The 23,928-nt window shown below is 68.8% G+C and carries 17 protein-coding genes, 1 other RNA gene and 1 pseudogene; 11 read left to right on the plus strand and 8 right to left on the minus strand.

The features are described from left to right. From VLK61_RS24035 to phoR, 4 genes and pseudogenes are all read left to right on the plus strand, one after another. A pseudogene (locus VLK61_RS24035) lies at positions 1 to 211 on the plus strand (phosphate ABC transporter ATP-binding protein); the annotation flags it as partial. 17 nt (positions 212 to 228) lie between these two features. Continuing rightward, positions 229 to 936 carry a phosphate signaling complex protein PhoU gene (phoU, locus tag VLK61_RS24040; protein WP_325424732.1) on the plus strand — a complete coding sequence of 236 codons (708 nt, stop codon included), beginning with the start codon at positions 229 to 231 and terminating at the stop codon, positions 934 to 936. Positions 937 to 951: 15 nt separating this feature from the next. Then, positions 952 to 1,653, plus strand: coding sequence for a phosphate regulon transcriptional regulator PhoB (gene phoB, locus VLK61_RS24045; protein ID WP_325424734.1), 702 nt, complete (start codon positions 952 to 954; stop codon positions 1,651 to 1,653). 13 nt (positions 1,654 to 1,666) lie between these two features. Then, positions 1,667 to 3,013: a phosphate regulon sensor histidine kinase PhoR gene (gene phoR, locus VLK61_RS24050; protein ID WP_325424736.1), complete on the plus strand. Its 1,347-nt coding sequence runs from the start codon at positions 1,667 to 1,669 to the stop codon at positions 3,011 to 3,013. Here phoR and VLK61_RS24055 read toward each other — a convergent pair. The 4 genes from VLK61_RS24055 to trxA all read right to left on the minus strand — a co-directional run bounded on the left by VLK61_RS24055 (position 2,988) and on the right by trxA (position 6,939). After that, the gene (locus tag VLK61_RS24055; RefSeq protein WP_325424737.1) at positions 2,988 to 4,676 is read right to left on the minus strand and encodes a hypothetical protein; all 1,689 of its coding nucleotides are present in this window, start codon (positions 4,674 to 4,676) and stop codon (positions 2,988 to 2,990) included. The two genes, phoR and VLK61_RS24055, sit on opposite strands and share 26 nt — an antisense overlap. A gap of 76 nt (positions 4,677 to 4,752) precedes the next feature. Then, a complete protein-coding gene (locus tag VLK61_RS24060; RefSeq protein WP_325424739.1) occupies positions 4,753 to 5,022 on the minus strand; it encodes a type B 50S ribosomal protein L31 in 270 nt (89 codons plus the stop codon). A 91-nt stretch (positions 5,023 to 5,113) separates the two neighbouring features. Then, positions 5,114 to 6,376, minus strand: a complete 1,263-nt coding sequence (gene rho / locus VLK61_RS24065; RefSeq protein ID WP_325424741.1) for a transcription termination factor Rho — start codon at positions 6,374 to 6,376, stop codon at positions 5,114 to 5,116. A 233-nt stretch (positions 6,377 to 6,609) separates the two neighbouring features. Continuing rightward, the gene (trxA, locus tag VLK61_RS24070; RefSeq protein ID WP_325424743.1) at positions 6,610 to 6,939 is read right to left on the minus strand and encodes a thioredoxin TrxA; all 330 of its coding nucleotides are present in this window, start codon (positions 6,937 to 6,939) and stop codon (positions 6,610 to 6,612) included. 121 nt (positions 6,940 to 7,060) lie between these two features. On the opposite strand from trxA, the gene VLK61_RS24075 reads away from it, so the two are divergent. The 4 genes from VLK61_RS24075 (at position 7,061) to VLK61_RS24090 (ending at position 17,221) form a co-directional block, all read left to right on the plus strand. Continuing rightward, complete coding sequence (locus VLK61_RS24075; RefSeq protein WP_325424745.1) at positions 7,061 to 9,688, plus strand: PD-(D/E)XK nuclease family protein; 2,628 nt, start codon at positions 7,061 to 7,063, stop codon at positions 9,686 to 9,688. Next, entirely contained in the window at positions 9,685 to 12,930 is a 3,246-nt protein-coding gene (locus VLK61_RS24080; RefSeq protein WP_325424747.1) for a UvrD-helicase domain-containing protein, read from the plus strand. The genes VLK61_RS24075 and VLK61_RS24080 overlap by 4 nt, the downstream gene beginning before the upstream one ends. A 104-nt stretch (positions 12,931 to 13,034) precedes the next feature. Next, a complete protein-coding gene (locus VLK61_RS24085) occupies positions 13,035 to 14,792 on the plus strand; it encodes a serine/threonine protein kinase (protein ID WP_325424749.1) in 1,758 nt (585 codons plus the stop codon). An 11-nt stretch (positions 14,793 to 14,803) separates the two neighbouring features. After that, positions 14,804 to 17,221 carry a protein kinase domain-containing protein gene (locus VLK61_RS24090; RefSeq protein WP_325424751.1) on the plus strand — a complete coding sequence of 806 codons (2,418 nt, stop codon included), beginning with the start codon at positions 14,804 to 14,806 and terminating at the stop codon, positions 17,219 to 17,221. Positions 17,222 to 17,291: 70 nt separating this feature from the next. On the opposite strand, the gene VLK61_RS24095 is transcribed toward VLK61_RS24090, so the two are convergent. The 3 genes from VLK61_RS24095 to VLK61_RS24105 all read right to left on the minus strand — a co-directional run bounded on the left by VLK61_RS24095 (position 17,292) and on the right by VLK61_RS24105 (position 19,283). Beyond that, positions 17,292 to 17,678 (minus strand): DUF4148 domain-containing protein, encoded by a 387-nt coding sequence (locus VLK61_RS24095; protein ID WP_325424753.1) that lies wholly within the window; start codon positions 17,676 to 17,678, stop codon positions 17,292 to 17,294. 290 nt (positions 17,679 to 17,968) lie between these two features. Next, positions 17,969 to 18,066: signal recognition particle sRNA small type (gene ffs / locus VLK61_RS24100), an RNA gene on the minus strand. An 89-nt stretch (positions 18,067 to 18,155) separates the two neighbouring features. Beyond that, entirely contained in the window at positions 18,156 to 19,283 is a 1,128-nt protein-coding gene (locus VLK61_RS24105; RefSeq protein WP_325424755.1) for an AIR synthase related protein, read from the minus strand. 85 nt (positions 19,284 to 19,368) lie between these two features. On the opposite strand from VLK61_RS24105, the gene dnaX reads away from it, so the two are divergent. Genes dnaX through recR form a run of 3 tightly spaced genes read left to right on the plus strand, consistent with a single transcriptional unit; the run spans position 19,369 to position 22,152 of the window. Further along, positions 19,369 to 21,228 (plus strand): DNA polymerase III subunit gamma/tau, encoded by a 1,860-nt coding sequence (gene dnaX, locus VLK61_RS24110; protein ID WP_325424757.1) that lies wholly within the window; start codon positions 19,369 to 19,371, stop codon positions 21,226 to 21,228. Further along, the gene (locus VLK61_RS24115; RefSeq protein ID WP_325424759.1) at positions 21,225 to 21,551 is read left to right on the plus strand and encodes a YbaB/EbfC family nucleoid-associated protein; all 327 of its coding nucleotides are present in this window, start codon (positions 21,225 to 21,227) and stop codon (positions 21,549 to 21,551) included. Before dnaX ends, VLK61_RS24115 begins: the two co-directional genes overlap by 4 nt. A 13-nt stretch (positions 21,552 to 21,564) precedes the next feature. After that, complete coding sequence (recR, locus tag VLK61_RS24120; protein WP_325424761.1) at positions 21,565 to 22,152, plus strand: recombination mediator RecR; 588 nt, start codon at positions 21,565 to 21,567, stop codon at positions 22,150 to 22,152. Between the two features lie 68 nt (positions 22,153 to 22,220). Here the strand turns inward: recR and VLK61_RS24125 are convergent, their stop codons facing one another. Beyond that, positions 22,221 to 23,780, minus strand: coding sequence for a transglycosylase SLT domain-containing protein (locus tag VLK61_RS24125; protein WP_325424763.1), 1,560 nt, complete (start codon positions 23,778 to 23,780; stop codon positions 22,221 to 22,223). Positions 23,781 to 23,928 lie beyond the last annotated feature (148 nt).

The raw sequence follows: 23,928 nt of genomic DNA on the forward strand, positions 1-23,928 counted from the left end.
CACGGGCAAGATCGAAGAGCTGATCCACGAGCTGAAGAGCGACTACACGGTGGTCATCGTCACCCACAACATGCAGCAGGCCGCACGTTGTTCGGACTACACCGCCTATATGTACCTGGGCGACCTGATCGAGTTCGGCCCCACCTCGGAGCTGTTCATGAAGCCCAAGCGCAAGGACACCGAGGACTACATCACCGGGCGCTTCGGCTGACGCCGGCGGAGAACACCATGACTGACAAACATCTGTCGACGCAGTTCGATTCCGAGCTCAGCGGCATTTCCACCCGCGTGCTGGAGATGGGCGGGCTGGTGGAGTCGCAGGTCGCCCAGGCGGTGTACGCGCTGTCCAACTTCAGCGGCGAAATCGCTGGCCAGGTGCTGAAGCAGGAGCAGCGCGTCAACGCGATGGAGATGGAGATCGACCGCGACCTGTCGTCGATCATCGCGCGGCGCCAGCCCACGGCACGCGACCTGCGGCTGCTGATTGCCGTGTCCAAGACCATCGGTAACCTGGAGCGCATCGGCGACGAGGCCGCGCGCATCGCCCGCACGGTGCAGCGTCTGCTGAACACCGGCATGTCCAGCCGCATGCGGCTGCCGGTGGGTGACCTGGCCTTCGAAGCCGAATTGGCCACCAAGCAGTTGCGCAAGGCGCTCGACGCCTTTGCGCGCCTGGACACCGGTGCTGCACTCGAGGTGCTGAAGCAGGACGACCAGATCGACCAGGAGTTCGAAGGCCTGATGCGCAAACTGATCACCTACATGATGGAAGATCCACGCACCATCTCGTCGGCAATCGATCTGGTGTTCGTCGCCAAAGCCATCGAGCGTGTTGGCGACCATGCCAAGAACCTGGCCGAGGTCATCATTTATGTGGTCAAGGGCACCGACGTCCGGCACAACCCGGTCGAAGCGGTCGAGACCCTGGTGCGCTGAACAGGAGCCGACACCATGAGCACCATCGTTGTGGTCGAGGATGAATCGGCGATCGCCGAACTGATCTCGATCAACCTGCGCCACGCCGGCCATGAAGTGACGATCGCCGCCACGGCGGAACAAGCGCAGCGCGAGATCGATGCGATGCTGCCCGACCTGGTGGTGCTGGACTGGATGCTGCCCGGCCAGTCCGGCCTGAGCCTGGCCCGCCAGTGGCGCGGCGCGGCGCGCACGCGCGAACTGCCGATCATCATGCTCACCGCGCGCAGCGAAGAGGCCGACAAGGTGGCTGGGCTGGATGCCGGCGCTGACGACTACCTGGCCAAGCCGTTCTCGACCAACGAGCTGATGGCGCGCATCCGTGCCGTGCTGCGGCGCAAGGCGCCCGAGGCCTTGGACGAAGTGGTCGAGGTCGCCGGTCTTCGATTGGATCCATCGACACGCCGCATCAGCTGCGGCGAGCGTGAGCTGAAGATGGGGCCGACCGAGTTCCGCTTGCTGCACTTCCTGATGACGCATCCGGAGCGCGTGCACAGCCGCTCGCAGCTGCTCGACCGCGTATGGGGCGACCACGTGTTCATCGAGGAGCGCACGGTCGACGTGCATGTCAAGCGGCTGCGCGAGGCGCTGGCGCCCGGCGACAAGTCCTGGATGATCGAAACCGTGCGCGGCGCCGGTTATCGGCTGACGCAGCAGGCGGGCGTCACGACGGCGTGAGGGTCACACGACGATGAACTGGCTGTTGCCGCGGCTGCTGGTCACGCTGGCCGCACTGGCTCTGGGCACCGGCATCGGCTTCGTGATCGGCGACTGGTTGAAGCTGCCGGCGGTGGCCTCGGCCATCGGTGCCGCCCTGGGCATCGCGCTGGTGGTGCTGATCGATGCGCTGCGCGGCCACCGGCTGATGCGCTGGCTGCGCGGCGCGCAAGAGGGCGACGCACCACGCGACGCCGGGATGTGGGGTGAACTGGGCTACCGCATCGAGCGGGCGCTGCGCTTGCGTGAGCGTGAGTTGGCGCAGGAACGTGAGCAGCTGGCGCAGTTCCTGTCGGCCATCGAAGCCTCGCCGAACGGCGTGCTGCTGCTCGATGCCAACGACCAGATCGAATGGAGCAATGCCGTTGCGGCCGACCACCTGGGCCTGAATGCGCAACGGGATCGGCGCCAGCCGATCACCAACCTCGTGCGCACGCCGGCCTTCGTCGCTTACCTGCAAAGCGGCGACTGGGAGCAGGCCGTGAGCTTTGCCGGGCCCGGCCACACCAGCACTCTGGCCGTGCTGATCAGACGTTATGGAGAAGGCAACAAGCTGGTGATCTCGCAGGACGTGACCGAGAGGCTGCGCACGGAGGCGATGCGGCGCGACTTCGTGGCCAATGTCTCGCATGAGATCCGCACGCCGCTGACCGTGCTGGCCGGTTTCATCGAGACCATGGCCAGCCTGCCGCTGACCGAAGTGGAGCGCCAGCGCGTGCTGAAGCTGATGCAGCAGCAGACCGACCGCATGCAGGTGCTGGTGTCCGATCTGCTGATCCTCGCCCAGCTGGAGGGCAGCCCGCGCCCGCCGGCGGACCGCTGGGTGCTGCTGAAGGGCCTGCTGCAACGCGTGGAGGCCGATGCGCGCACGCTGTCCGGCGGGCGGCATGTCTTGTCCGTGGCCGATGCCGGCAGCGCCGAGATTGCCGGCACGGAGGCCGAACTGCTCAGCGCCATCGCCAATCTGGTGACGAACGCCGTGCGCTACACGCCCGAAGGCGGTCGCATCACGGTGGGCTGGCAACTGCGGCCCGACGGCAGTGGCGAGCTGGACGTGCGCGACAGCGGCATCGGCATCGCGCGGGAACACCTGCCGCGGCTGACCGAGCGCTTCTACCGCGTCGACGGCAGTCGCTCACGCGACACGGGCGGCACCGGGTTGGGCCTGGCCATCGTCAAGCATGTAATGCAGCGTCACGGCGGCGAACTGGACATCGACAGCGAACCGGGCAAGGGCTCGCGCTTCCGCCTGCTGCTGCCCGCTGGCCGCGTGCGCAGCGGCCAGCCCCAGCCGCTCAGCCCGGCGCTGTTGTCGACCTGAGTTGCGCCGTGCCGCCGCGGCGGTAGACCACCAGCCATTCGTGGCGGTCGGTGGGCCGGGGTTCGCGCGCAACCTCGTCCCAACCCGGCGGGCCGATGATGCGCTGTGTGCCGCGTTGCACCTGGACCAGCACTGGGCAGCGCCCTGCGGCGGCGCGGGTGTCGGCGTCGACCGTGCGACGTGCGTGGTACTCCAGCGCGGCCACCAACGAAGGCGTGGCGCCCGGCGCCGCGACGCACTCGCCCGCGGGCAGCCAGCGCTGCAGGCGCGCCATCAAAGGCCGGTAGCTGCGGCCGTAGTCCAGCAAGGGCAGCCACAAGGTCATCAGCAGCAGCCAGCACAGCGCCACGCCGCCGGCGGGTAGCACCAGGCTCTTCCACAAGGCCGTCTGGTGACGGCCCGTGCGCCAGCGCACCAGGCCGATCCAGGCCGCACTGGCAGCCAACGCCAGCAGCAGCGCCGTCAGCGAGAACTGGGGCTTGAATCCGATGGCCAGGCGCACGATGTTGGCCGCCGGCTTGGCTGGCACACCGGTCTGCATGGACAGGTAGACCACCCAGATCGTCAGCGCGCACAGCGAGAAGAAGAACACCGAGAACCAGTCGATTGCCGCCGCAGTGCTGCGGCGCAATGTCGGCAACGCGAAAGCGGCGAGGATCGCGCTGCCCGGCAGCGCGAGCATCAAGGCGCGGTCCGAGCCGCCCATGGCGATGCTGGTGAACAGCGCGACGGCCACCGACAACAGGGGCACCACCAGATGCAGCTGCCCCAGGTGATTGCGCCAGCGCCACAGCGTCCAGCAGGCCAAGGCCCAGGCTGGCCAGAGGAACCAGACGAACAACCGCAGCAATTGCACCGGCTCGATCGGTGCGCCCAGGCGCCAGCGCCAGGCGTGCACCGGCCACGCCACCAGCACCGCCAGCAGAGTGGCTGCAGCGACCCAGGGCATGAAGCGCTGCTGCGCCGTGCCACCTTCAGCACGCCAGCACAGCAGCACGCTCCCCAGGCCGATGGCCGCAGCCATCGCCGGCGCGTCGCTGGCCGCCAGCGCCGGCAGCGCGGCCAGCGCACCCAGGCGTGCCATCCAGCGGCGCGATGACACAGCGGACAAGGCCCATTGGTAGCAGGCCAACGCGGCCAGTTGTGCGAGTTCCGGTGTCGTTTCATGGCCCAGTTGCAGCAACCCCAGCGTGGCGATCAACGCGAGCAAGGCGCCGTCAGCCACGGCACGCGCATAGTCCTGGGGGCTGGCCTCGCCGCCGAAGGCGAAGGGCAGGGGCTGGGCTGCTTCGGTCTGGGCCAGGTTGAAGCAGGCGTACCACACGGCAACCAGCGTCAGCACCAGCAGCAGCGCAAACGGCAGGCGCGCGGCCACCGCGGCATCCAGCCAGGGCGACAGCGCCGCAATGCTGATAGCGCCTATCCAGTGCGGCAGCAGCGACGCTTCGGTCGGCACGCCGCCGAGCGCCGGAACCAACCATGAGATGCGGCCCTCGGCCATGGCCAGCATCTGGCCGAAGGCATTCAGGTCGGCGCCGCGCCAGGGGTCGCGGCCGAAGAGACCGGGCAGTACATAGGCTGCACAAAAAGCCAGCAAGGCCAATCGCGGCAGCCGGCGGGCGGCGTCTCGCGTGACCAGGGCGGGGTTGGGCAGCGGCGTCACGGGCCGATCATGAAGGGCAGGCAACAAAAAGGGCAGCCGAGGCTGCCCTGATCGTGGGGTTGCATCCCGCCGGCAGTCAGGCCGACTTCTTGGTGATGCCCACGCGCGCAAATTTGTTGCGGAACTTCTCGACGCGGCCGCCAAGGCTGTCGATGCTCTTTTGCGTGCCGGTGTAGAAGGGGTGGGTTTCGCTGGTGGTTTCCAGCTTCACCAGCGGCAGCTCGCGACCATCGTCCATCTTGACGGTTTCCTTGGTCTGCACCGTCGAGCGGGTGACAAACTTGAAGCCGTTGGACAGGTCCACGAAGCAGACGTCGCGGTAGTTGGGGTGAATGCCTTCTTTCATACGAAACCTCTCGCTGCAATGTCGGCAGCCACTCGGCACCATGCCGGGCACTTGCCAGTTGCGGTAAACCCAAGATTATAGCGGTCGATGCTCACCCACCGCGCCGCATCATGTCGAAGAAGTCCAGGTTGTTCTTGCTGGCCTTCATCTTGTCGAGGATGAATTCCATCGCCTCGATCTCGTCCATGTTGTAGAGCAGCTTGCGCAGGATCCAGGTCTTTTGCAGGATCTCGGGCTTCAGCAGCAACTCTTCGCGGCGCGTGCCGGTCTTGTTGATCAGGATCGACGGGTAGACGCGTTTCTCGGCCATGCGGCGATCCAGGTGGATTTCGCAGTTGCCGGTGCCCTTGAACTCTTCGTAGATCACTTCGTCCATGCGGCTGCCGGTATCGATCAGCGCGGTGCCGATGATGGTCAGCGAGCCGCCTTCTTCGACATTGCGGGCCGCGCCGAAGAAACGCTTCGGGCGTTGCAGCGCATTGGCGTCGACGCCACCGGTCAGCACCTTGCCGGAAGAAGGCAGCACGTTGTTGTAGGCCCGCGCCAAGCGGGTGATCGAATCGAGCAGGATCACCACGTCCTTCTTCAGCTCGACCAGGCGCTTGGCGCGCTCGATCACCATCTCGGCCACCTGCACGTGGCGGGCTGCGGGTTCGTCGAAGGTGGAGGAAATGACCTCGCCGCGCACGGTGCGCTGCATTTCGGTCACTTCTTCGGGCCGCTCATCGACCAGCAGCACGATCAGGTGGATCTCGGGGTGGTTGGCGACCAGTGAATGGGCGATGTGCTGCATCATCACCGTCTTGCCGGTCTTCGGCTGCGCCACCAGCAGCGCGCGCTGGCCTTTGCCGATCGGCGCGATCAGGTCGATGATGCGGCTGGTGACGTTCTCTTCGAGCTTGATGTCGCGTTCGAGCTTGAACTGTTCCTTGGGGAACAGCGGCGTCAAGTTCTCGAACATGATCTTGTGCTTGCTCTCCTCGGGCGTCAGGCCATTCACGCGGTCGACCTTGACCAGCGCGAAATAACGCTCACCGTCCTTGGGCACGCGCACTTCGCCTTCGATCATGTCGCCGGTGTGCAGGTTGAAGCGGCGGATCTGGCTGGGCGAGAGGTAGATGTCGTCGGTCGACGCCATGTAGCTGGCTTCGATCGAGCGCAGGAAGCCGAAGCCGTCCGGCAACACCTCCAGCACGCCGTCGCCGAACACCTGTTCGCCGCCCTTGGCGCGCTTTTTCATGATGGCGAACATCAGCTCCTGCTTGCGCAGTCGAGCGACGTTGTCGATCTCCAGTGCCTCGCCCATCGTGATGAGTTCGGAGACGTGGAGCGCCTTCAGTTCTGAGAGATGCATATCGGGGAATCACCCTCGGGTGGTGGGCCATGCGCCTTGCCAGGGACACAGAGCCGGAAACCGGGCACGAACCGTTGCGACAGGCTCCGCAGTTGGCGGAGTACAACAATGGCGCTGGGGTGGTGGCCGGAACCCACGCGCTTGGCCCGAGCTTGGGGCTCAGGGGGCGTGGTGGCAGATCCTGCGGCGGCGGGGGTGCGCTTTTGACGACACCACCCGCTGCAATGCGCAGATTATAGGTGCGGGGCGAGGAATGCCGTCAACTGGGCTTTGGACAATGCGCCGACCTTGGTGGCGGCCAGCTGGCCGTCCTTGAACAGCATCAGCGTCGGAATGCCGCGAATGCCGTACTTGGCGGGCACGTCGCGGTTCTCGTCGACGTTCAACTTGGCCACCTGCAGGCGGCTGCCCAATTCCTTGGCGGTCTCGTCGAGGATCGGAGCGATCATCTTGCACGGACCGCACCACTCGGCCCAGTAGTCCACCAGCACGGGGGTGCCGGACTTCAGCACGTCGGCATCGAATGTCGCATCGGTGACGTGCTTGATCAGTTCACTGCTCATCGCGTTTCCTTGGGGCGAACGCCCTCGAAGTCTGCCTTCGAAGACGACCCTCGAAGACGGCCCGAAGAATTCTGACACAAAGGCCTTGCCCACGCTGTCGGCGACACTCCGGACAGTCGCTATGGCCACGATAGACCAGATCCATCTTTCAACAAGCCTGACGCCGGCCGAGCTGTGGCGCGAGCTGCCCTGTCAGGCGCAAGCCTGGATGCAAGGTCTCCAGTTGCCGGCACGCGACGCCGTGTTCCTGCTGCCGTTTGCCGAACTGCTGCCGCTGGCGCGCCAGGCCTTCGCCGAGCAGGGCGGCTGGCAGCCGCGCATTGAAACCGTGCAGACGCTGGCGGGCTCGCTGGGTCCGGCACCGGACCCCGCGGCCGGCGCGCCCAGCGGCGACCTGGCGATCGACCGCTTGCTGGCCGCCGGGCTGCTGGGCTCGGTGGCCGGTGTCAACGAGTGGCGACGGCGCGACCCGGCCGCATTCGACCAGGCCGTGGACGACGTGGTGCAGGCGACACACGCGCTGCTGCGCGGTGCGTGTGCACAGGCGCCGCAGGACCGCGCCGCCTGGTGGACGCAGGCCAGGGTGGCGCTGGAAGCGACCATCGGCCCAGGCGCCGTGTCGCAAAGTCTGACCGGGGCCCTGGCGCGCCTGGCACTGGAGTGGGCGGCGCTGGGCGGCGACGTCGCCACCGACCGGCTGTTCGATCTGCGGCCGTCGGCCTGGCTGTTGCTCTCGGCCGGCGGTGATGACGCTTTGGCCGGCGCGCTGCTGCATGACGCTGCGCAGCGCGGCACGCCGGTGCTGGTGCTGGCGGCCGACGCGGCACCGCAGGCCTTGTTCCAGGAATTGCCGCCGCAAGCGCCACGCCTGTGGCGCGCCATCGATGCCGAGACCGAGGCGCTGGCGGCCGCCACCGCCGTGATCCAGGCGCTGCAGCAAGGCCTGGCGCCGGTGGCCCTGGTCGCCGAGGACCGCCTGCGGGTGCGCCGCGTCCGCGCCTTGCTCGAACGTGCCGGTGTGGTGATTGCCGACGAGTCCGGCTGGACCTTGTCCACCACCCGTGCCGCGGCGCATGTCATGGCGCTGCTGCGTGCCGCGCATCCCGCCGCAAATGCCGATGCGCACCTTGATGGATTGAAGGCCGAGGCCGGCCCCGATGAGGCTGGTTGGATCGATGTGCTGGAAGCGCACTGGCGCCGGGGCGGTGCGCCCGATGCACGCCACATGCGCTTGTTGCGCGCGCTCGAGCGCTGGGAGATCTGCCAGGCGCGCTGGCGGGCGTTCGCCGTGCCGCGGCGCCAATCGCTGGCCGCCTGGCTGCAGGCCTTGCGCCAGTTGCTGATCGAAGGCCCCTCGGCCCAGCGCTGGAGCAGCGATGCCGCCGCGCGCGCGGTGTGGCAAGCACTGCGCCTGGACAGCGCCTCGGCACGCAGCGATGTCGACGCCACGCTGATGGGCTTCGACGAGTTCACCGCCTGGGTGGACGCGGCGCTGGCCGCCGGCAGCTACATCCCGGCGATTGATCGGGACGCCGCGCAGGTGCTGATCACGCCGCTGGCCCGCGCGATGCTGCGGCCCTTCGGCGCCGTGGTGCTGCCCGGTGCCGACGAGCGCACGCTGGGCCCACCGCCACCGGCGCCGGCCTTGCTGGGTGAAGCCTTGCTGCGTGCCATCGGCATGCCGGACCGGGAAGCCCGTGCGCGCCGCGCCGTGCTGGGCTTCGCGCAGCTGCTGCGCCATCCGCAACTGCTGCTGGTGCGGCGCCTGGCCGATGGAGACGAGCATCTGGGCCCGTCGCCCTGGGTGGCGCGGCTGCAGCTGGCGCGGCACGCGCAAGGCCTGTCGCCGTTGCCCGAGATCGACGCCCCGCTGGCGCAGCAATGCCTGCAGGCCGCGCCGGTGTACCCACCCAAGCCCAGCGCGGCCGGGGCATTGCCCAACGCCGTGAGTGCCAGCGCGGTGGAGGCCTTGCGCACCTGCCCCTATCGCTTCTACGCTCGCTCGGTGCTGCGCTTGACGGAGGTGGAAGAGCTGGCGCTGGACCCCGGCAAGCGTGACTTCGGCAGCCTGCTGCATGCCGTGCTCCAGCGTTTCCACGACGAGCGGACTGCCGGCCGGCCGCCGGCCGAGGAACATCAGCGCCTGCTGGCACTGGCCGATGAGGTGGCCGCCGAGAGTCAGCTCGATGGGCCGGCAATGCTGCCGTTTCGCGCCGGCATGCCGGCGTTCGCGCAGCGCTATCTGCAGTGGCTGGCGCAACGCGATGCCCAGGGCTGGCGCTACGCCGCCGGTGAACTGGACAAGACCTGCCTGCCCGACATCCTGCAAGGCCTGCAGCTGCGCGGCCGCATCGACCGCCTCGATCGCCACGACAGCGGCGAATTGCAGGTCATCGATTACAAGACTGGCAGCCTGCGTTCACTGCAGGCCAAGGTGAAGCAGCCGCTCGAAGACACGCAGCTGGCCTTCTATGCCGCGCAGATGTTGTGCGACGAAGAACTGCCTCCCGCGCTGTCTGCGGGTTATGTAGCGCTGGACGAGCGCGAGGCGATCACCGATGTGCCGCATCCGGATGTGGTGAGCAGCGCGCAGGCCCTGCTGGCCGGCCTGGCCGACGAATGGGCCCGGCTGGGGCAGGGCACCCCGCTGCTGGCCCTGGGTGAGGGCATGGCCTGCGAATTCTGCGAAGCGCGTGGCCTGTGCCGCCGTGACCATTGGTCGAACCGTCCAGACGACGATCCCGCATGACACCTGCCGGCACCTCCGCTCCCGTTGCGGCCTATCGGGCCGACGGCCAGCCCTGCAGCCGCGAAGCTTTCTACGCCATCGCCTGCGATCCCGCGCGCAGCGTGGTGGTCGAGGCCTGCGCCGGCGCTGGCAAGACCTGGATGCTGGTATCCCGCATGCTGCGTGCCTTGCTGGAGGGCACCCAGCCGCACGAGATCCTGGCCATCACTTTCACGCGCAAGGCGGCCGGCGAAATGCGCGAGCGATTGCAGGGCTGGTTGGCCGAGTACGCGCTGGCGACGCCCGACCAGCGCATCCAGGCGCTGCGAGATCGTGGGCTCGACGAGGTGCAGGCGCGGCGGCTGGAACCCACACTGGCCACGCTGCACGACAAGGTGCTGGCCGGCGGCCGCGCCGTGGACATCCACACCTTCCACGCCTGGTTCTCGCAGCTGATGCGCGCGGCGCCGCATGAGTTGTTGGACCGGCTGGGCCTGCAGTCGGGCATGAGCCTGGTCGAAGACACCAGCGAACTGCGGCCCGAACTGATGCGCCGCTTCCATGCCGCGGTCGCCGACGATCCCGCCGCGCTGGTCGACTACACCGCGCTGCTGGAGCAGCATGGCCGCAATCGGCTGGCGGCCTGGCTGGACGTGGCGCTGGCCAAGCGCATCGAGATCGAACTGGCCGACGAAGCTGGGCGCGCTGAAACCTCCGTGCCGCCGGCGCGCACCGATGGCCAGCCGCCCATAGCCCGCCTGCGCGACGACCCGGGCTTGCGTGCCGTGCTCGATGCCGCCGCCCGCACGTTGGGGGCCCACAAGAACAAGCGGCCGCGTGATGCCGGCGCGGCGCTGCGTCAGGCGCTGGAGCAAACCGATCCACAAGCCGCCTTCGACGCTGCTTGGTCCGCGCTGTTCACCCAGAAGGGCGAAGCGCAAAAACTCGGCGATATGCCCGAGTTCGGCGCGGCGGTCGATGCACTTCAGGCCCTGCGCGACGAACTCGACCAGCACCAGGCCCGGCTCGACCACCTGCGCATGCTGCGGCTGGCCAGGCTGCTGCTGCAGGCCTGGCGCGATCTGAAACGGGCCCGTGCGCTGGCCGACATGCCGGACCTGGAGCGCTGCGCGCTGGCGCTGCTGTCGGACCCGGTGCTGTCCGGGTGGGTGCAGCAACGGCTGGACGCGCGCATCCGGCAGGTGCTGATCGATGAGTTCCAGGACACCAGCCCGCTGCAGTGGCACGCGCTGTCGGCCTGGCTGTCGTCCTATGCCGGGGCCGGCGGCGGCGCCAGCGGGCAGCGGCCGCCGGCGGTGTTCATCGTCGGCGATCCGAAGCAAAGCATCTACCGCTTCCGTCGCGCCGAACCGCGTGTGTTCGAGGCGGCGCGGGCCTTCGTGGCCACCGGCCTGGGTGGCGTGCTGCTCGAATGCGACCACACCCGCCGCAATGCGCCCGGCGTGATCAATGCGCTGAACGCGGTGTTCGACACTGCGGCGAAGGCGGGTGAATTTGCCGGTTATCGCCTGCACAGCACCGAGGTCAGCGACGGCCCGCAACCGGCGCTGTTGGCGCTGCCGGAAGCCGAGCGTTCGGCGCGCAGCCGCCCGGGCGCTGCCGCGTCGACGACCTGGCGCGATTCCCTGACGATGCGGCGCGTCGAGCCCGAGCAGCTGTTTCGCCGCGCTGAAGCCGAGCAGGTGGCCGCGGCCGTGGTGGAACTGCTGGCCGCGGGAGAGGCGCCGGGCGACATCATGATCCTGTCGCGCAAGCGGGCCAGCCTGGCGCTGGTGGCCGAGGAACTGCGCCTGCGCCAGGCGCCCTGCATGGCCGCCGAAGACCTGTTGCTGGCCGAGTTGCCGGAGGCGCTGGACCTGATGGCCTTGCTGGACGCGCTGGCCTCACCGAGCCACGACCTGGCGCTGGCGCAGGCCCTGAAGAGCCCCATCTTCGCGGCCGCTGATGACGAGTTGCTGGCCTTGTCGCAGCGCGCCCGCGCGACGGGCCAGACCTGGGCCGGCGCATTGGACCACTGGTTTGACGCACCGCCCGCACTGGCGCGCGCGCGCACGCTGATGGCCGGCTGGCGCACCGTGCTGCCGGTGTTGCCGCCGCACGATCTGCTGGACCGCATCGTGCACCAGGCCGATGTGCTGGCGCGGCTGGTGGCCGCTGCACGGCCGGAGCGTCGGGGCCTGGCCAGCCAGGCGGTGCAGGCGCTGCTGGCGCAGGCCTTGGCGCTGGATGGCGGCCGCTATGCAACGCCCTACAACGTGGTGCGTGCCTTGCGCCAGCGGCCGATCCGCATCACCGCGCCGGCACAGGCCGGGGCCGTGCAGTTGCTGACAGTGCACGGCGCGAAGGGCCTCGAAGCCGAGACGGTGTTCGTGCTCGATGCGGATGCCGAGCCGCCACGGGCCGGCCAGGCGGGCCTGATGGTCGACTGGCCCTTGCATGAGCGCGCGCCGGCCTGCGTGGCCTTCGTCGCCAACGAGCACCGCTGCCCACCGAGCCTGCGTGCGCTCGACGAAGCCGAAGCGGTGCTGAGCGCGCGGGAGGATCTCAATGTCCTGTACGTGGCCATGACCCGCGCGCGCCAGCGTCTGGTCGTCAGCCGCACGCCCGCACGCAGCGCAAGTCCGGCGGCCTGGTGGCCCCGGCTGGCACCGTTGGCCACGGTGTGGTCGCCGCATGCCGCGGGCGGCAGCGTCAACGACAGTGAAGCGCCGAGCGTGTGCGTCCTGCCTGCCGCCCCACCGGCCGTTGCCACGCTGTCGCGCCCAAGCCGCCCCGCTGCCGACGACGAGGCCGCGGCCCGCCTCGGCCAAGCTGTGCACCGCCTGCTGGAATGGGCCGCGCAACCCGGCCGGCCGCCAGGCGAACCCGCCGAGCTGGCCCGCGCCGCTGCACAGGCCTTCGGCGTGCCGGACGACGAAGTGGCCACGGTGCTGCAGGCGGCCTCCCGCGTGCTGCAGTCGCCTGCGCTGGCGGCCTTCTTCGACCCCGCCGCGCTGCAATGGGCCGGCAACGAGGTGCCGGTGGCGGTGGACGGTGCCTGCCTGCGCATCGATCGCCTGGTGCAGCTGAAGGCCGACGGCTGCTGGTGGGTGCTGGACTACAAGCTCAACGCGGCGCCGGAGCAGCTGGCCGGCAACCGGGACCAGTTGCGCCGCTACCAGGCTGCCGTCGCCGCGCTGCAGCCCGGCGAGACGGTGCGAGCGGCCTTCATCGCCGGCGGCGGCCGGCTGGTGACGCTGTAGCCGGCCTGCTCCCCGACCGATCTGGCGCCCCTTCACCCGGCTGTTTCGGCCATCATGGCGAGCCGGTCTTGGGTCCAATCGGCTGCATCACCGCCTTCGTGCCCATGCCCGCTTCGTCTTCGGTCCAACCCCCAACTGCCCGGCCCAACGCCGTGCGCAACTTCGGTCGTTTCCAGCTGCTGCAGCTGATCGGCAAGAGTGCGCGCACGATGCTGTGGCTGGTGGCCGATCCGCGCAACGAGCAGGAACTGGTGCTGGCCATGCCGCGCCAGCGACCGGGCGACGCGGCGGCCCTCGAACGCTGGCGCCAGACAGCGCGCAAGGCCACCCGCATCGACCACCCGTCGCTGGCCCATGTGGTCGAGGTCGGCGAACACGAGCAGTGGCCCTACATCACCTACGACCGCGGCAACGCCGTCACGCTGGCCGAGGCGCTCAGCAGCAAAGGCATGCCGGCACAGGAGTTCGTACCCCGTGCGCTGCAGGCCTTGCAGGGCCTGGCCTTTGCGCATGAGGCTGGCGTGGCGCATCACGACTTGCAGACCACGATGCTGCTGATCGCCGATGGCGGCCCCTGCCGCGTGATGGGGCTGGGCGTGGCGATCGCCAGCCATGAACTTGCTGTCAACCCCGGCACGCTGCAAGGGCAACGCCAGGCGGCCGAGCGCGACGTGCTGGCCTTCGGCCTGCTCATGCACCATGCCCTGGCCGGCCAGCCGGCGCTGGAGCAGGTCGATGTCTCCAGCATCATCGAGCGGCTGCCACCGGCGGGCCGCGACATGGTGCGCCTGCCCTGGGACACGGCCCACCAGATTCCCGAGGCCTTGCGTGCCATCGTCAACCGCGCCACAGATCGTCAGGAACGCCAGCGCTACCGCAATGCGCGCACGCTGGAGCGGGCGCTGGAAGGCTGGTTCGCCAGCGAAGGTGATCACGGCGGCGGGCCGATCAGCCTGCTGCAGGACCGTATTCGCGCGGCCGGTGTGCTGCCCTCGGTGCCTGGCGGCGCTGCGCGCGCCGCCCGGCTGGCGCTGATGGAGCGTGAACGCACCATCGAACTCGCCGAGATCGTGCTGCAGGACACGGCACTGGCCTTCGAGCTGATCCGCATGGTCAACAGCGCGCAGGTGCGCGGCGCGATGGCCGCCGGCAGCGGCCCGGTGCTGACCATCCGCCGCACGATTGCGATGCTGGGGCTGGACGGCGTGCGCCGCGCCGCGTTGTCGCTGCGCGCCTGGCCGGGTCCGCTGAGCGAGAGCCATGCCGCTGACCTTGAACGTCTGCTCGACCGCGTGCGCCGTGCCGCGCGCATGGCGCAATGGCTGCGCCCGGCCGGCTACGACGCCGAGGTGGTGTTCCTGCTGGCCTTGTTGCAGAACCTGGGCCGCCTGGTCGTGCAGTACCACTTTCCCGATGAAGCCCAGCAGATCCGCCGCCTGATGCAGCCGGCCCCCGCCGCCAAGGCGGGCGAACCCGATGAACCCGGCATGAGCGAAGAGGGCGCCGCGTTCGCGGTGCTCGGCACCGACATCGAGGCGCTGGGCACTGCCGTGGCGCGCCAGTGGGGCCTGGACGACACGGTCCTGCACATGGCCCGCCGAGTTGCGACCAGCAGCCCGATCCGTTCAGCCGAAACCGATGATGAAGTGCTGCGCCTGACCGCCTGTTGCGCCAACGAGGTGGTGGATGCCACGGCCTTGCCGCCACACCTGCAGGTGAGCGCATTCCAGCGCGTGGCGCAGCGCTATGCACGGACGCTGGGCGTCTCGCTGCGCGACATCCAGCTGTCGGCACAGGGCATTGCCCCGGGCTCCGAAGAGGATGACGCGGCGCGTGCCTCGCAACTCGGAGGCCTGCATTGACCGCAACCGGCATGGCCGTGCGCCCAGGGCGCCGGGTGGGCCGCTTCAAGCTGGCCGAAGAACTGGGGCGGGGCGCGCAAGCCACTGTCTGGCGTGCGCATGACGAGCGGCTGGACCGCGACGTGGCGCTGAAGCTGCTGAACCCGGAAGCCGACACGGTGGCCGTGAGCCAATGGCTGCACGAAGCGCGCGCGGTGAGCCGGCTGTCACACCCGCACATCGTGCCGGTGTTCGAGGCCGACGAACACAACGGGCAGCCCTACCTCGTCTTCGAACTGGTGCGTGGCCACACCTTGGCCGATGTGCTCAAGCGCAAGGGCGCGATGGCCGCGCGGGATGCCGGCGTGATGCTGCTGGGCGTTCTGGATGCACTGCGCGTGGCCCACGAACATGGCATCGTGCACCGTGACCTGAAGCCGTCGAACATCCTGATCGATGCCGACGGCCGTGCCCGGGTGATGGACTTCGGCATCGCCGCCCGCGCGGCCGACACCAGCGACGGCCGCATCATCGGTACGCCGGGCTACATGTCGCCTGAAGCGGCACGCGGACTGCCACCCACGCCCTTGATGGACGTGTTCGCCGCCGGCATGGTGCTGGCCGAGATGCTCTGCGGCAAGCCTTTGCTGCGCGAGAAGGATCCGTACCGCGCCCTGCACCGCGTGGTCAATGAGGACATGGCGCTGCCCGACGGCGTGCAGATCGACGATGCACTGCGTGCGGTGGTCCAGCGTGCACTGGCGCGCGATGCGACGATGCGCTTCGACAGTGCCAGCGCCATGCGCGATGCGCTGCAGGCCTGGCTGCAGCCGCAGCAGGGCGAGGGCGCGGCCGGTGGTGCGTCGAACGGCACGCTGGAGTTCCTGTTGCGCCGCATGCGCCACAAGAGCGACTTCCCGACGCTCAGCGATTCGGTGGTGCGCATCCAGCGCATCGCCACCTCCGAGAACGAAAGCCTGAACAGCCTGGCCGGCGAAATCCTGAAGGATGTGGCGCTGACCAACAAGCTGCTGCGCATGGTCAACACCGTGCACTACAGCAGCGCGGGCGGCGGCTCGATCAGCACCGTGTCGCGCGCGGTGGCGCTGGTGGGGTTTGCCGGCATCCGCAACATGGCCTTGTCGCTGGTGCTGCTGGAGCACATGAAGGACAAGGGCCATGCCATCCGCCTGCGCGAGGAATTCCTGCGTTCGCTGATGGCCGGCCAGTTGGCCAGCGAACTGTCGCCCGTGGCGCGCGACACCGAAGAAGCCTTCCTGGGGGCGATGTTCCATAACCTGGGCCGACTGCTCACCGAGTACTACTTCCCCGAAGAAGCGCAAAGCATCCGCGAGCAATTGCAGCCCAAGGCGCAGCGTGGCGATGCGGCGCTGCCTTCGGCCGAAAGTGTGTCCGAGCGTGTGCTCGGTATCGGCTTCGAACAACTGGGCCTGGGTGTCGCGCGCTCCTGGGGTCTGCCGGAGGGGCTGCAGCGCTGCATGCGCCGGCCGGACACCGAGCCGCCCAACCGCGCGGTGGAGCGGGGGGCCGAGCGTCTGCGCTGGCTGTCGGCGGCGGCGAACGAGGCAGCCGATGCGATCCTGCGCAGTGAACCCGAACAACTGGACGGCAAGCTGAGCGCGGTGGCCGAGCGCTTTGGCAAGGCCCTGGCCCTGGGCAGCAAGGATCTGCTGGCCGCGGCTGCCGCGGCACGCCAGAAGCTGGCCCAGTTGGCGCCGGCCATGGGCTTGCAATTGCCCAGCGGCAGTGCGGCGCTGCGCCTGTTGACGGCCACTGCCAAGGTGGCACCCCAGGACGCTGGCGATTCACTGTCGCCCTATGAATTGCAGGCGACGATTCCGATGCCTGCACCGGCCCCTATCGCCGAAGCTGCGCATGCACCAACGCTGGTGCTGGTGCCGCCCGAACGCGTGGCTGAACTGCTGGCTGCGGGCATCCAGGACATCACCAACACCATGGCCAGCGAGCAGTTCAGGCTCAACGAGGTGCTGCGCATGATCCTCGAGACCATGTACCGCAGCATGGGTTTCCAGCGCGTGGTGTTCTGTCTGCGGGATGCGAAGAGCGGCATGCTGCAGGGCCGCTTCGGCCTCGGCGCCCAGGCCGATGTGGCGGCCAAGGCCTTCAGCGTCGACCTGCGCAAGGGCGCGACGCCGGATCTGTTCAGTGCCGTGTGCCTCAAGGGTGCGGACACGCTCATTTCGGACGCCAGGGCCACGCACATCGCGCAGCGCCTGCCGTCCTGGTATGCCAAGCAGGTCAACGCGGCATCGTTCCTGCTGCTGCCGATGTCGATGAAGAACGCGCCGTTTGCGCTGATCTACGGTGATAAGGCAGCGCCTGGCGAACTGGCGCTCGGCGAACGTGAACTGGCCTTGCTGCGCACTTTGCGCAATCAGGCGGTGATGGCTTTCCGCCAAGTGGGCTGAGGCAGGCCGCGCCATGAAAAAAGGCTGCCCGATGGGCAGCCTTTTGATTCCACGTACAGCGGAGAAGCGATTACTTCTTGGTCGCTTCGCCTGCCGGCGTCGTGGCGCCTTCTTTCACGGCCTTCTTGGTCTCGGCCTTGACTTCGGCGCGCGACTTGTCGGACTTGGCTTCCGCAGTTGCCGTGGCACCCGCTTCGCCGGCCTTCGGCGTCTTGCCTTCCTTCACGGCCTTCTTGGTGTCGGCCTTGACATCGGCGCGGGCCTTGTCGGACTTGCCGCCAGCGGGAGCAGCCGCGGTGGCTTCGCCGGCCGGGGCGGTCTTGCCTTCCTTCACGGCGGCCTTGGTTTCGGCCTTGACTTCAGCGCGCGTGGGCGCCGAAGCGGATTGCGCGTAGGCGCCTTGTGCCAGCATGGCCACGGCGGCGGCGATCAGCGAGAGAGCAGTCTTCATCTTCATCAGCAACTCCTGGTTGGATTTTGAGGGTATATGGACACTACGCGATGGAGCCAGAACGCTCGGACCATCAACCCTCATCTGGTCGATACGCCTTCACGCGGGAGCACTGCGGAAGGGAGCGAGGCGTCTATCCATCATCATAACGTCGCACTGTCACGCGGGTTGACTCAGGCCTGCCGCAGCGCCACTGGCTGCGGCGCGGAACATCAAAGCGTTGCGCCGATGCCGCACTTTCGCGCTTCACGCAGCCGATGGGGCTGGCGACAGCAAGTCGATGGAGAAGGGGGGAGGGTGACGAGCCTTGCCCTCGGCACTGGTTGCAACGGTTGGGGCTGCTTCGTTCCCGACCTGACCCGGTTGGCCGCGCTTCCATGCGAGGAGGCCCGTCACTGCCGATTGTAGGCGAGGCCGCCGGCCGCGATGGCTGCATCACGGCAGACCGTCCGGGCCGCCCACCGGCCCTGGGCATCGCGGTGCTCAGCGCAGCTGCAAGTCGTCGTCGCCGAACCGGATGTTCAGCGGCTCGATCAACAGCTGCTTCGGTCCGGCCTCGACCGTTCCGGCGATCCGCGCACCGATGCCCTGGGCCAGGGCGATGTCGACCGTGCGCTGTGCGTCACCGGCCGCCACGAAGATCGCGAAGCCGGCGCCCATGTTCAGCGTGCTGTAGGCCTCGCGGTCGTCCTGGTGGGCATGGGTCTGGATGAAGCGCAGCACCGGCGTCACCTCGGGCACGGTGTGAACGCGGTAGGTGAAGCTGCCCGGGTGGCGCAGCAGCTTGCGCCAGCCGTGGCCGGTGATGTTGGCGCAGTAGTGCGGCACGATGCCGGCACGCCACAACGCCTCGGTCACCGGTGAATACAGCAGGGTGGGGGCCAGCAGCGCTTCGCCGTAGCTCAGGCCGGGCAGCACCGGCGTCAACCAGCCCTGCGGCAGGCGCTCGACCAGCTTGCGCGCCAGGCTCAGGCCGTTGGCGTGGATGCCGCTGGAATCCAGCAGCACGATGGCGTCGCCCGCGGCGAGCTTGTCGCCCACCGACAGGCGTTCCTTCGGGTTGATCAGGCCAGTGCAGGAGGCCGCCAGGTCGATGCGCCCGGCCTCGACGATGCCGGCCAGCGCCGGCGTCTCGCCGCCGCCCCAGGCCACGCCGCACACATCGCAGGCGTTCTTCCAGCCGGCCACCAGCGCTTGCGCACGCTGCGCGTCGCCGAACCAGTCGGAGCCGCCGGCAGCCCAGTACGCCTGCACCACCAGCGGCGTGGCGCCGACCGTGATCAGGTCGTTGACCGCCATCGCGATGGTGTCCTGCGCGATGCCTTCGTACCAGCTCTTGCCGGTGAGCGTGGCCATTTCGTCGGCCACCATGGCCTTGGAGCCCAGGCATTCGACGATGGAGGCGATGTAGAACGGCCCCACGTCGACCACGTACGCCGATTCGCCCCGCGAGGCCTTGACCTCACTGAAGCCATGGGCGGCCAGATGCCCCGCCGTGGCTGCCGCGGCGCGCTGGGCGCTGACCTTCAGCGGATCGATCAGGTCGTAGTTGACGCCGGCCTGCTCGTAGCTGAGCGTGGCACTTTGCGTCTCGGTGGCGATGGGTTTCATGGCCCGGATTATCGGCGAGCCGACGCCCGGCCCCGACTGCCGTTTGGCAGCCGGAGGGCGCGAACCCGACCCGTAGAATGAGACCATGAGTCACGTCGTCCTGGCCCGCAAGTACCGGCCCCGCAGCTTCGATCAGATGGTCGGGCAGGAGCACGTGGTGCAGGCGCTGGGCAATGCGCTGTCCAGCGGTCGGCTGCACCATGCCTACCTGTTCACCGGCACCCGCGGCATCGGCAAGACCACGGTCAGCCGCATCCTGGCCAAGAGCCTCAATTGCACCGGGCCCGACGGCAGCGGCGGCGTCACCGCCCAGCCCTGCGGCCAGTGCATGGCCTGCACCGAGATCGATGCCGATCGCTACATCGACTACATCGAACTCGACGCCGCGTCGAACCGCAGCATCGACGAGATCCGCGACTTGATCGAGCGTGCGGCCTACAAGCCCAGCGTCGGCCGCTTCAAGGTCTTCATGATCGACGAAGCCCACCAGCTCACCAAGGACGCTTTCAACGCGCTGCTGAAGACACTGGAAGAGCCGCCGGACTACCTGAAATTCGTGCTGGCTACCACCGATCCGGAGAAGATGCTGCCGACGGTGCTGAGCCGCTGCCTGCAATTCAACCTCCGGCCGATGCCGCCCGAAGTGGTGCACGCGCATTTGCAGGCGGTGTTGCAGGCTGAGGACGTGCCGGTGGATGCCGGCTCGTTGCGCCTGTTGTCGCGTGCCGCGCGGGGGTCGATGCGCGATGCCTTGTCGCTCACCGACCAGGCCATTGCCTACGGCGCCGGGCAGTTGCAGGAAGCCGGTGTGCGGACGATGCTCGGCAGCGTCGACCGCCAGCATGCCGCGCGCCTGGTGCAGGCGCTGGCCGTGCGTGACGGCGCGGCCGTGCTGGCCACCGTGAACGAATTGCGCTCGCACGGCTTGTCGGCCGCCGGTACGCTGGAAGAAATGGCCGGGCTGCTGCAGCAGATGGCGGTGGAGCAGGCGGTGCCCGGCGCGCTGGACGACACCGATCCCGATACCGCCGGCGCGCGCCAGCTGGCCGGCGAGTTGCCGGCCGACGAGACACAGCTGCTCTACAGCATCGTGCTGCATGGCCGTGCGGAGTTGAGCCTGGTATCGGACGACTACGCGGCCTTGACGATGGTGCTGCTGCGCCTGCTGGCGTTTCCTCCGGCGGGTCCGGCGCCAGTTGGCGCCGGAACACGTGCGGCGCCGTTGCAGGCCGCGCCGCGCGAGGCCAGGCTCTCCACCGTGGCCAGGCCTGTGGTGGCGCCGCCGCCGAAGGCCTTGCCGGCATCCCACCCGCCGTTGCCGCGACCGGCCGCTGCCGTGGTGCCGCCATCGCCGCCCAAACCTGTTCCCGCGCCACCGCCGCAGTCGCAGCCCAAGGATGAGTTGCCGCCCTGGCTGGACGATGCGCTGCCCGACGAGGCCGAGGCGTCTGGCGAATCGGCAGCCCCCGCCGAGCCGGCCGCCAGTTCGCCGCCGCCGCCCGGCATCGTGGTGGTCACCACGCCGCTGGGTGACCGCTGGGCCGAGTTGCTGCGTCCGGTGCTGGCCGGCGGCAGCATCGTTGCGCTGGTGCGTGAACTGGCCTTGCAGGCCGAGTTGGTGGCTGTCGAGCAGCGTGACGGCAACAGCATCTGGCGCCTGCGGGTCGAGCGCGAATCGCTGCGCACTGCCGCCCTGCGCGACAAGCTGCAGGCGGCGCTGCAAGCCGCTGCTGAACCGACGCTGCGTCTGGAGCTCGAAGCCGGCGTGGCGGCCGATTCGCTGGCCCGCCGCGATGCCGCCGAACGTGAGGCCGCGCAGCGTGAGGCCGAACAGCTGATCCAGGGCGATCCGGCGGTGTGTGCGCTGATGGCACAGTTCCGCACCGCCCGCATCGTGCCCGGGTCGATCAAACCCGTTTCCGAACCGAGGACCCCCCTACCATGATGAAGAACCAGTTGGCCGGCCTGATGAAACAGGCCCAGGCGATGCAGGACAACCTGAAGAAGGCACAGGACGAGCTCGCCACGATCGAGGTCGAGGGCCAGTCCGGCGCCGGCCTGGTGAAGGTGCAGATGACCTGCAAGCACGACGTCAAGCGTGTGACCATCGACCCCAGCCTGCTGGCCGAGGACAAGGACATGCTCGAGGACCTGGTTGCCGCGGCGATCAACGACGCAGTGCGCCGCGCCGAGGTCACGACGCAGGAAAAGATGGGCAAGCTCACCGCCGGCATGCCGCAGATTCCCGGCATGAAGTTCCCCTTCTGAGCACCCGCAAGCAGTGACCGAGCGCAGTCTCGATGCGCTGATCGAAGCCTTGAGGCGCCTGCCCGGTGTCGGCGTCAAGTCCGCGCAGCGCATGGCCTTTCATCTGCTGCAGCATGACCGCGAAGGGGCACGGCGGCTGGCCGTGGCGCTGCAGGCAGCCTCGGAAGGCATACGCCACTGCGAGCGCTGCCATACCTTCACCGAGGCGGCGGTGTGCAGCACCTGCCTCGATGGCTCGCGCGATGCGCGGCAATTGCTGGTCGTCGAAACGCCGGCGGACCAGGCCGCGCTGGAGCGCACCGGCAGCTACCGGGGCCTGTACTTCGTGCTGATGGGGCGGCTGCGCCCGCTGGACGGCATCGGCATTGCCGACATCGGCATCCAGGCACTGCTGGAGCGGGCTGCCGACGGGGTGGTGCAGGAGGTGATCCTGGCGACAGGCTTCACGGCCGAAGGTGAGGCCACGGCGCATGTGCTGGCGCAGGCGCTGAAGGCTCAGGGCTTGTCGGTGACACGGCTGGCCCGCGGTGTGCCGGCCGGCAGCGAACTGGAGTACGTCGATCTGTCGACGCTGGCTCACGCGCTGTCAGATCGCCACTGAGTACCCCCAAAACCTGCCGCTTCGCGTCAGGCCCTCCGAGGGAGTTGAATCCGCGCGCCGCGGCCGATTCAGTCCCGCGCGACGCGTGTGCGCGCAGCCACCGCCGGCTTGGCCAGGCGTTTGCCGGTGGTGCTGGCTGCCCGTGCCGCCACGCGCACAGGCTTGCTGCTGACCGCCGGCGCGTTGGCCATCATGACCATGATGGCCTGGCCCGGCTTGAAGCTGGCTTGCGGTGAAGTTTTGTTCCACTGCGCCACCTGGGTCGGGTTGAGCCGGTAGCGCTTGGCCACGGCCGCCACGCTGTCGCCCTTCTTGCCGGCCTTGAAGCTCACGCGGCGCAGCGGCGGCCGGTCGGGCGCCAGCGCCAGCATCGCGTGGTCGGCGACATGCTCGGCCACGTCGTCATGGCGCTTGTTGTCGCGCGGCACCAGCAGCGTCGAGCCGGCCTTGACCAGCATGCCGCCAGGGATGCGGTTGACGTCGCGCAACTGCGGCTCGCTCATGCCGACCTGCCGCGCCGCATCGGCCGGTTTCAAGGTCTTGGGCGCCACCCAGGCGGTCCAGCTGGCCAGCGTGCCCTTGTGCTCGCCGAGGGCACGCACGAAGGTGTTGGCGTTGTCGTAGGGCAGCAGCACCTGCGGCGTGCCGGCGGCCAGGATCACCGGCTTGTTCATCTGCGGGTTCAGCTGCTTGAACTCGTCCAGCGGCAGCCCAGCCAGGCGCGCGGCAAGGTCGACATCGATGTCGCGCTGGATCGGCACCGTCAGGAAGTACGGGTGGTTCTGCAGGGCCGGCAGCGTCAGCGCAAAGGCTTCGGGCCGCTGCACGATGTTCTTCACCGCCTGCAGCTTGGGCAGGTAGTTGCGCGTTTCATCGGGCATGCGCAGGCTCAGGTAGTCGGTGCCCAGGCCGGCCTTCAGGTTGCGCGCCTGGCCGCGCTGCACATTGCCCTGACCCCAGTTGTACGCGGCCAGCGCCAGTTGCCAGTCGCCGAACATGGTGTGCAGCACCTGCAGGTAGTCCAGCGCCGCGCGGGTGGAGGCCAGCACGTCGCGCCGGTCATCGCGGAAGACGTTCTGCTTCAGGTCGAAATCGCGGCCGGTGCCGGGCACGAACTGCCACATGCCCGAGGCCTTGGCGTGCGACATCGCCTCCGGGTTGTAGGCGCTCTCGATGAAGGGCAGCAGCGCCAGCTCGGTCGGCATGCCGCGCTTGCCCAGCTCTTCGAGGATGTGAAAGAGGTAGCGGCCGCCGCGCTCGGTCATGCGCTGCACGTAGTCGGGCCGCGTCGCGTACCACTGTTCCCACTTGCGCACCAGGTCGCCATCGAGATCGTTCATGGCGAAGCCCTGGCGCACGCGGCCCCAGAGGTCAGTGCGCGCGGTCGCGTCGTTCGGGTCGATGCGCACCTGCGGACGCAGCGGGTCGATGGCCACCGGCTCGGCCGGCGCCACGGCGACCGGGCTGGCCACCGGCTCTGCCGGCGCGGGGGCCGGCACTTCGGGGACAGGGGCGATGACGACGGGCGCGGGTTCCGGCGCGGGCACTGTCGGCGCCGGGGCCGTGGCGCAAGCCGTGAACAGCAGGGCGGCCAGGGCCGGCGGAATCAGGCGGTACAGGCGTGTCATGGGATGCAGTTCTTCCTGTTAACGGACCCTAGAATGGCCGCCAGCGCGAGCCCCTTGGCATCCAGTGCATCGGCTGCGGATGGCACCGGCTGTGTCCCCTGGATCGGCCGCGCTGGCATATGGGCCAGCGGTGCGCATCCAGGCTGGG

It is taken from the genome of Aquabacterium sp., from assembly GCF_035476535.1.
Classification (GTDB): Bacteria; Pseudomonadota; Gammaproteobacteria; order Burkholderiales; family Burkholderiaceae_C; genus Pseudaquabacterium.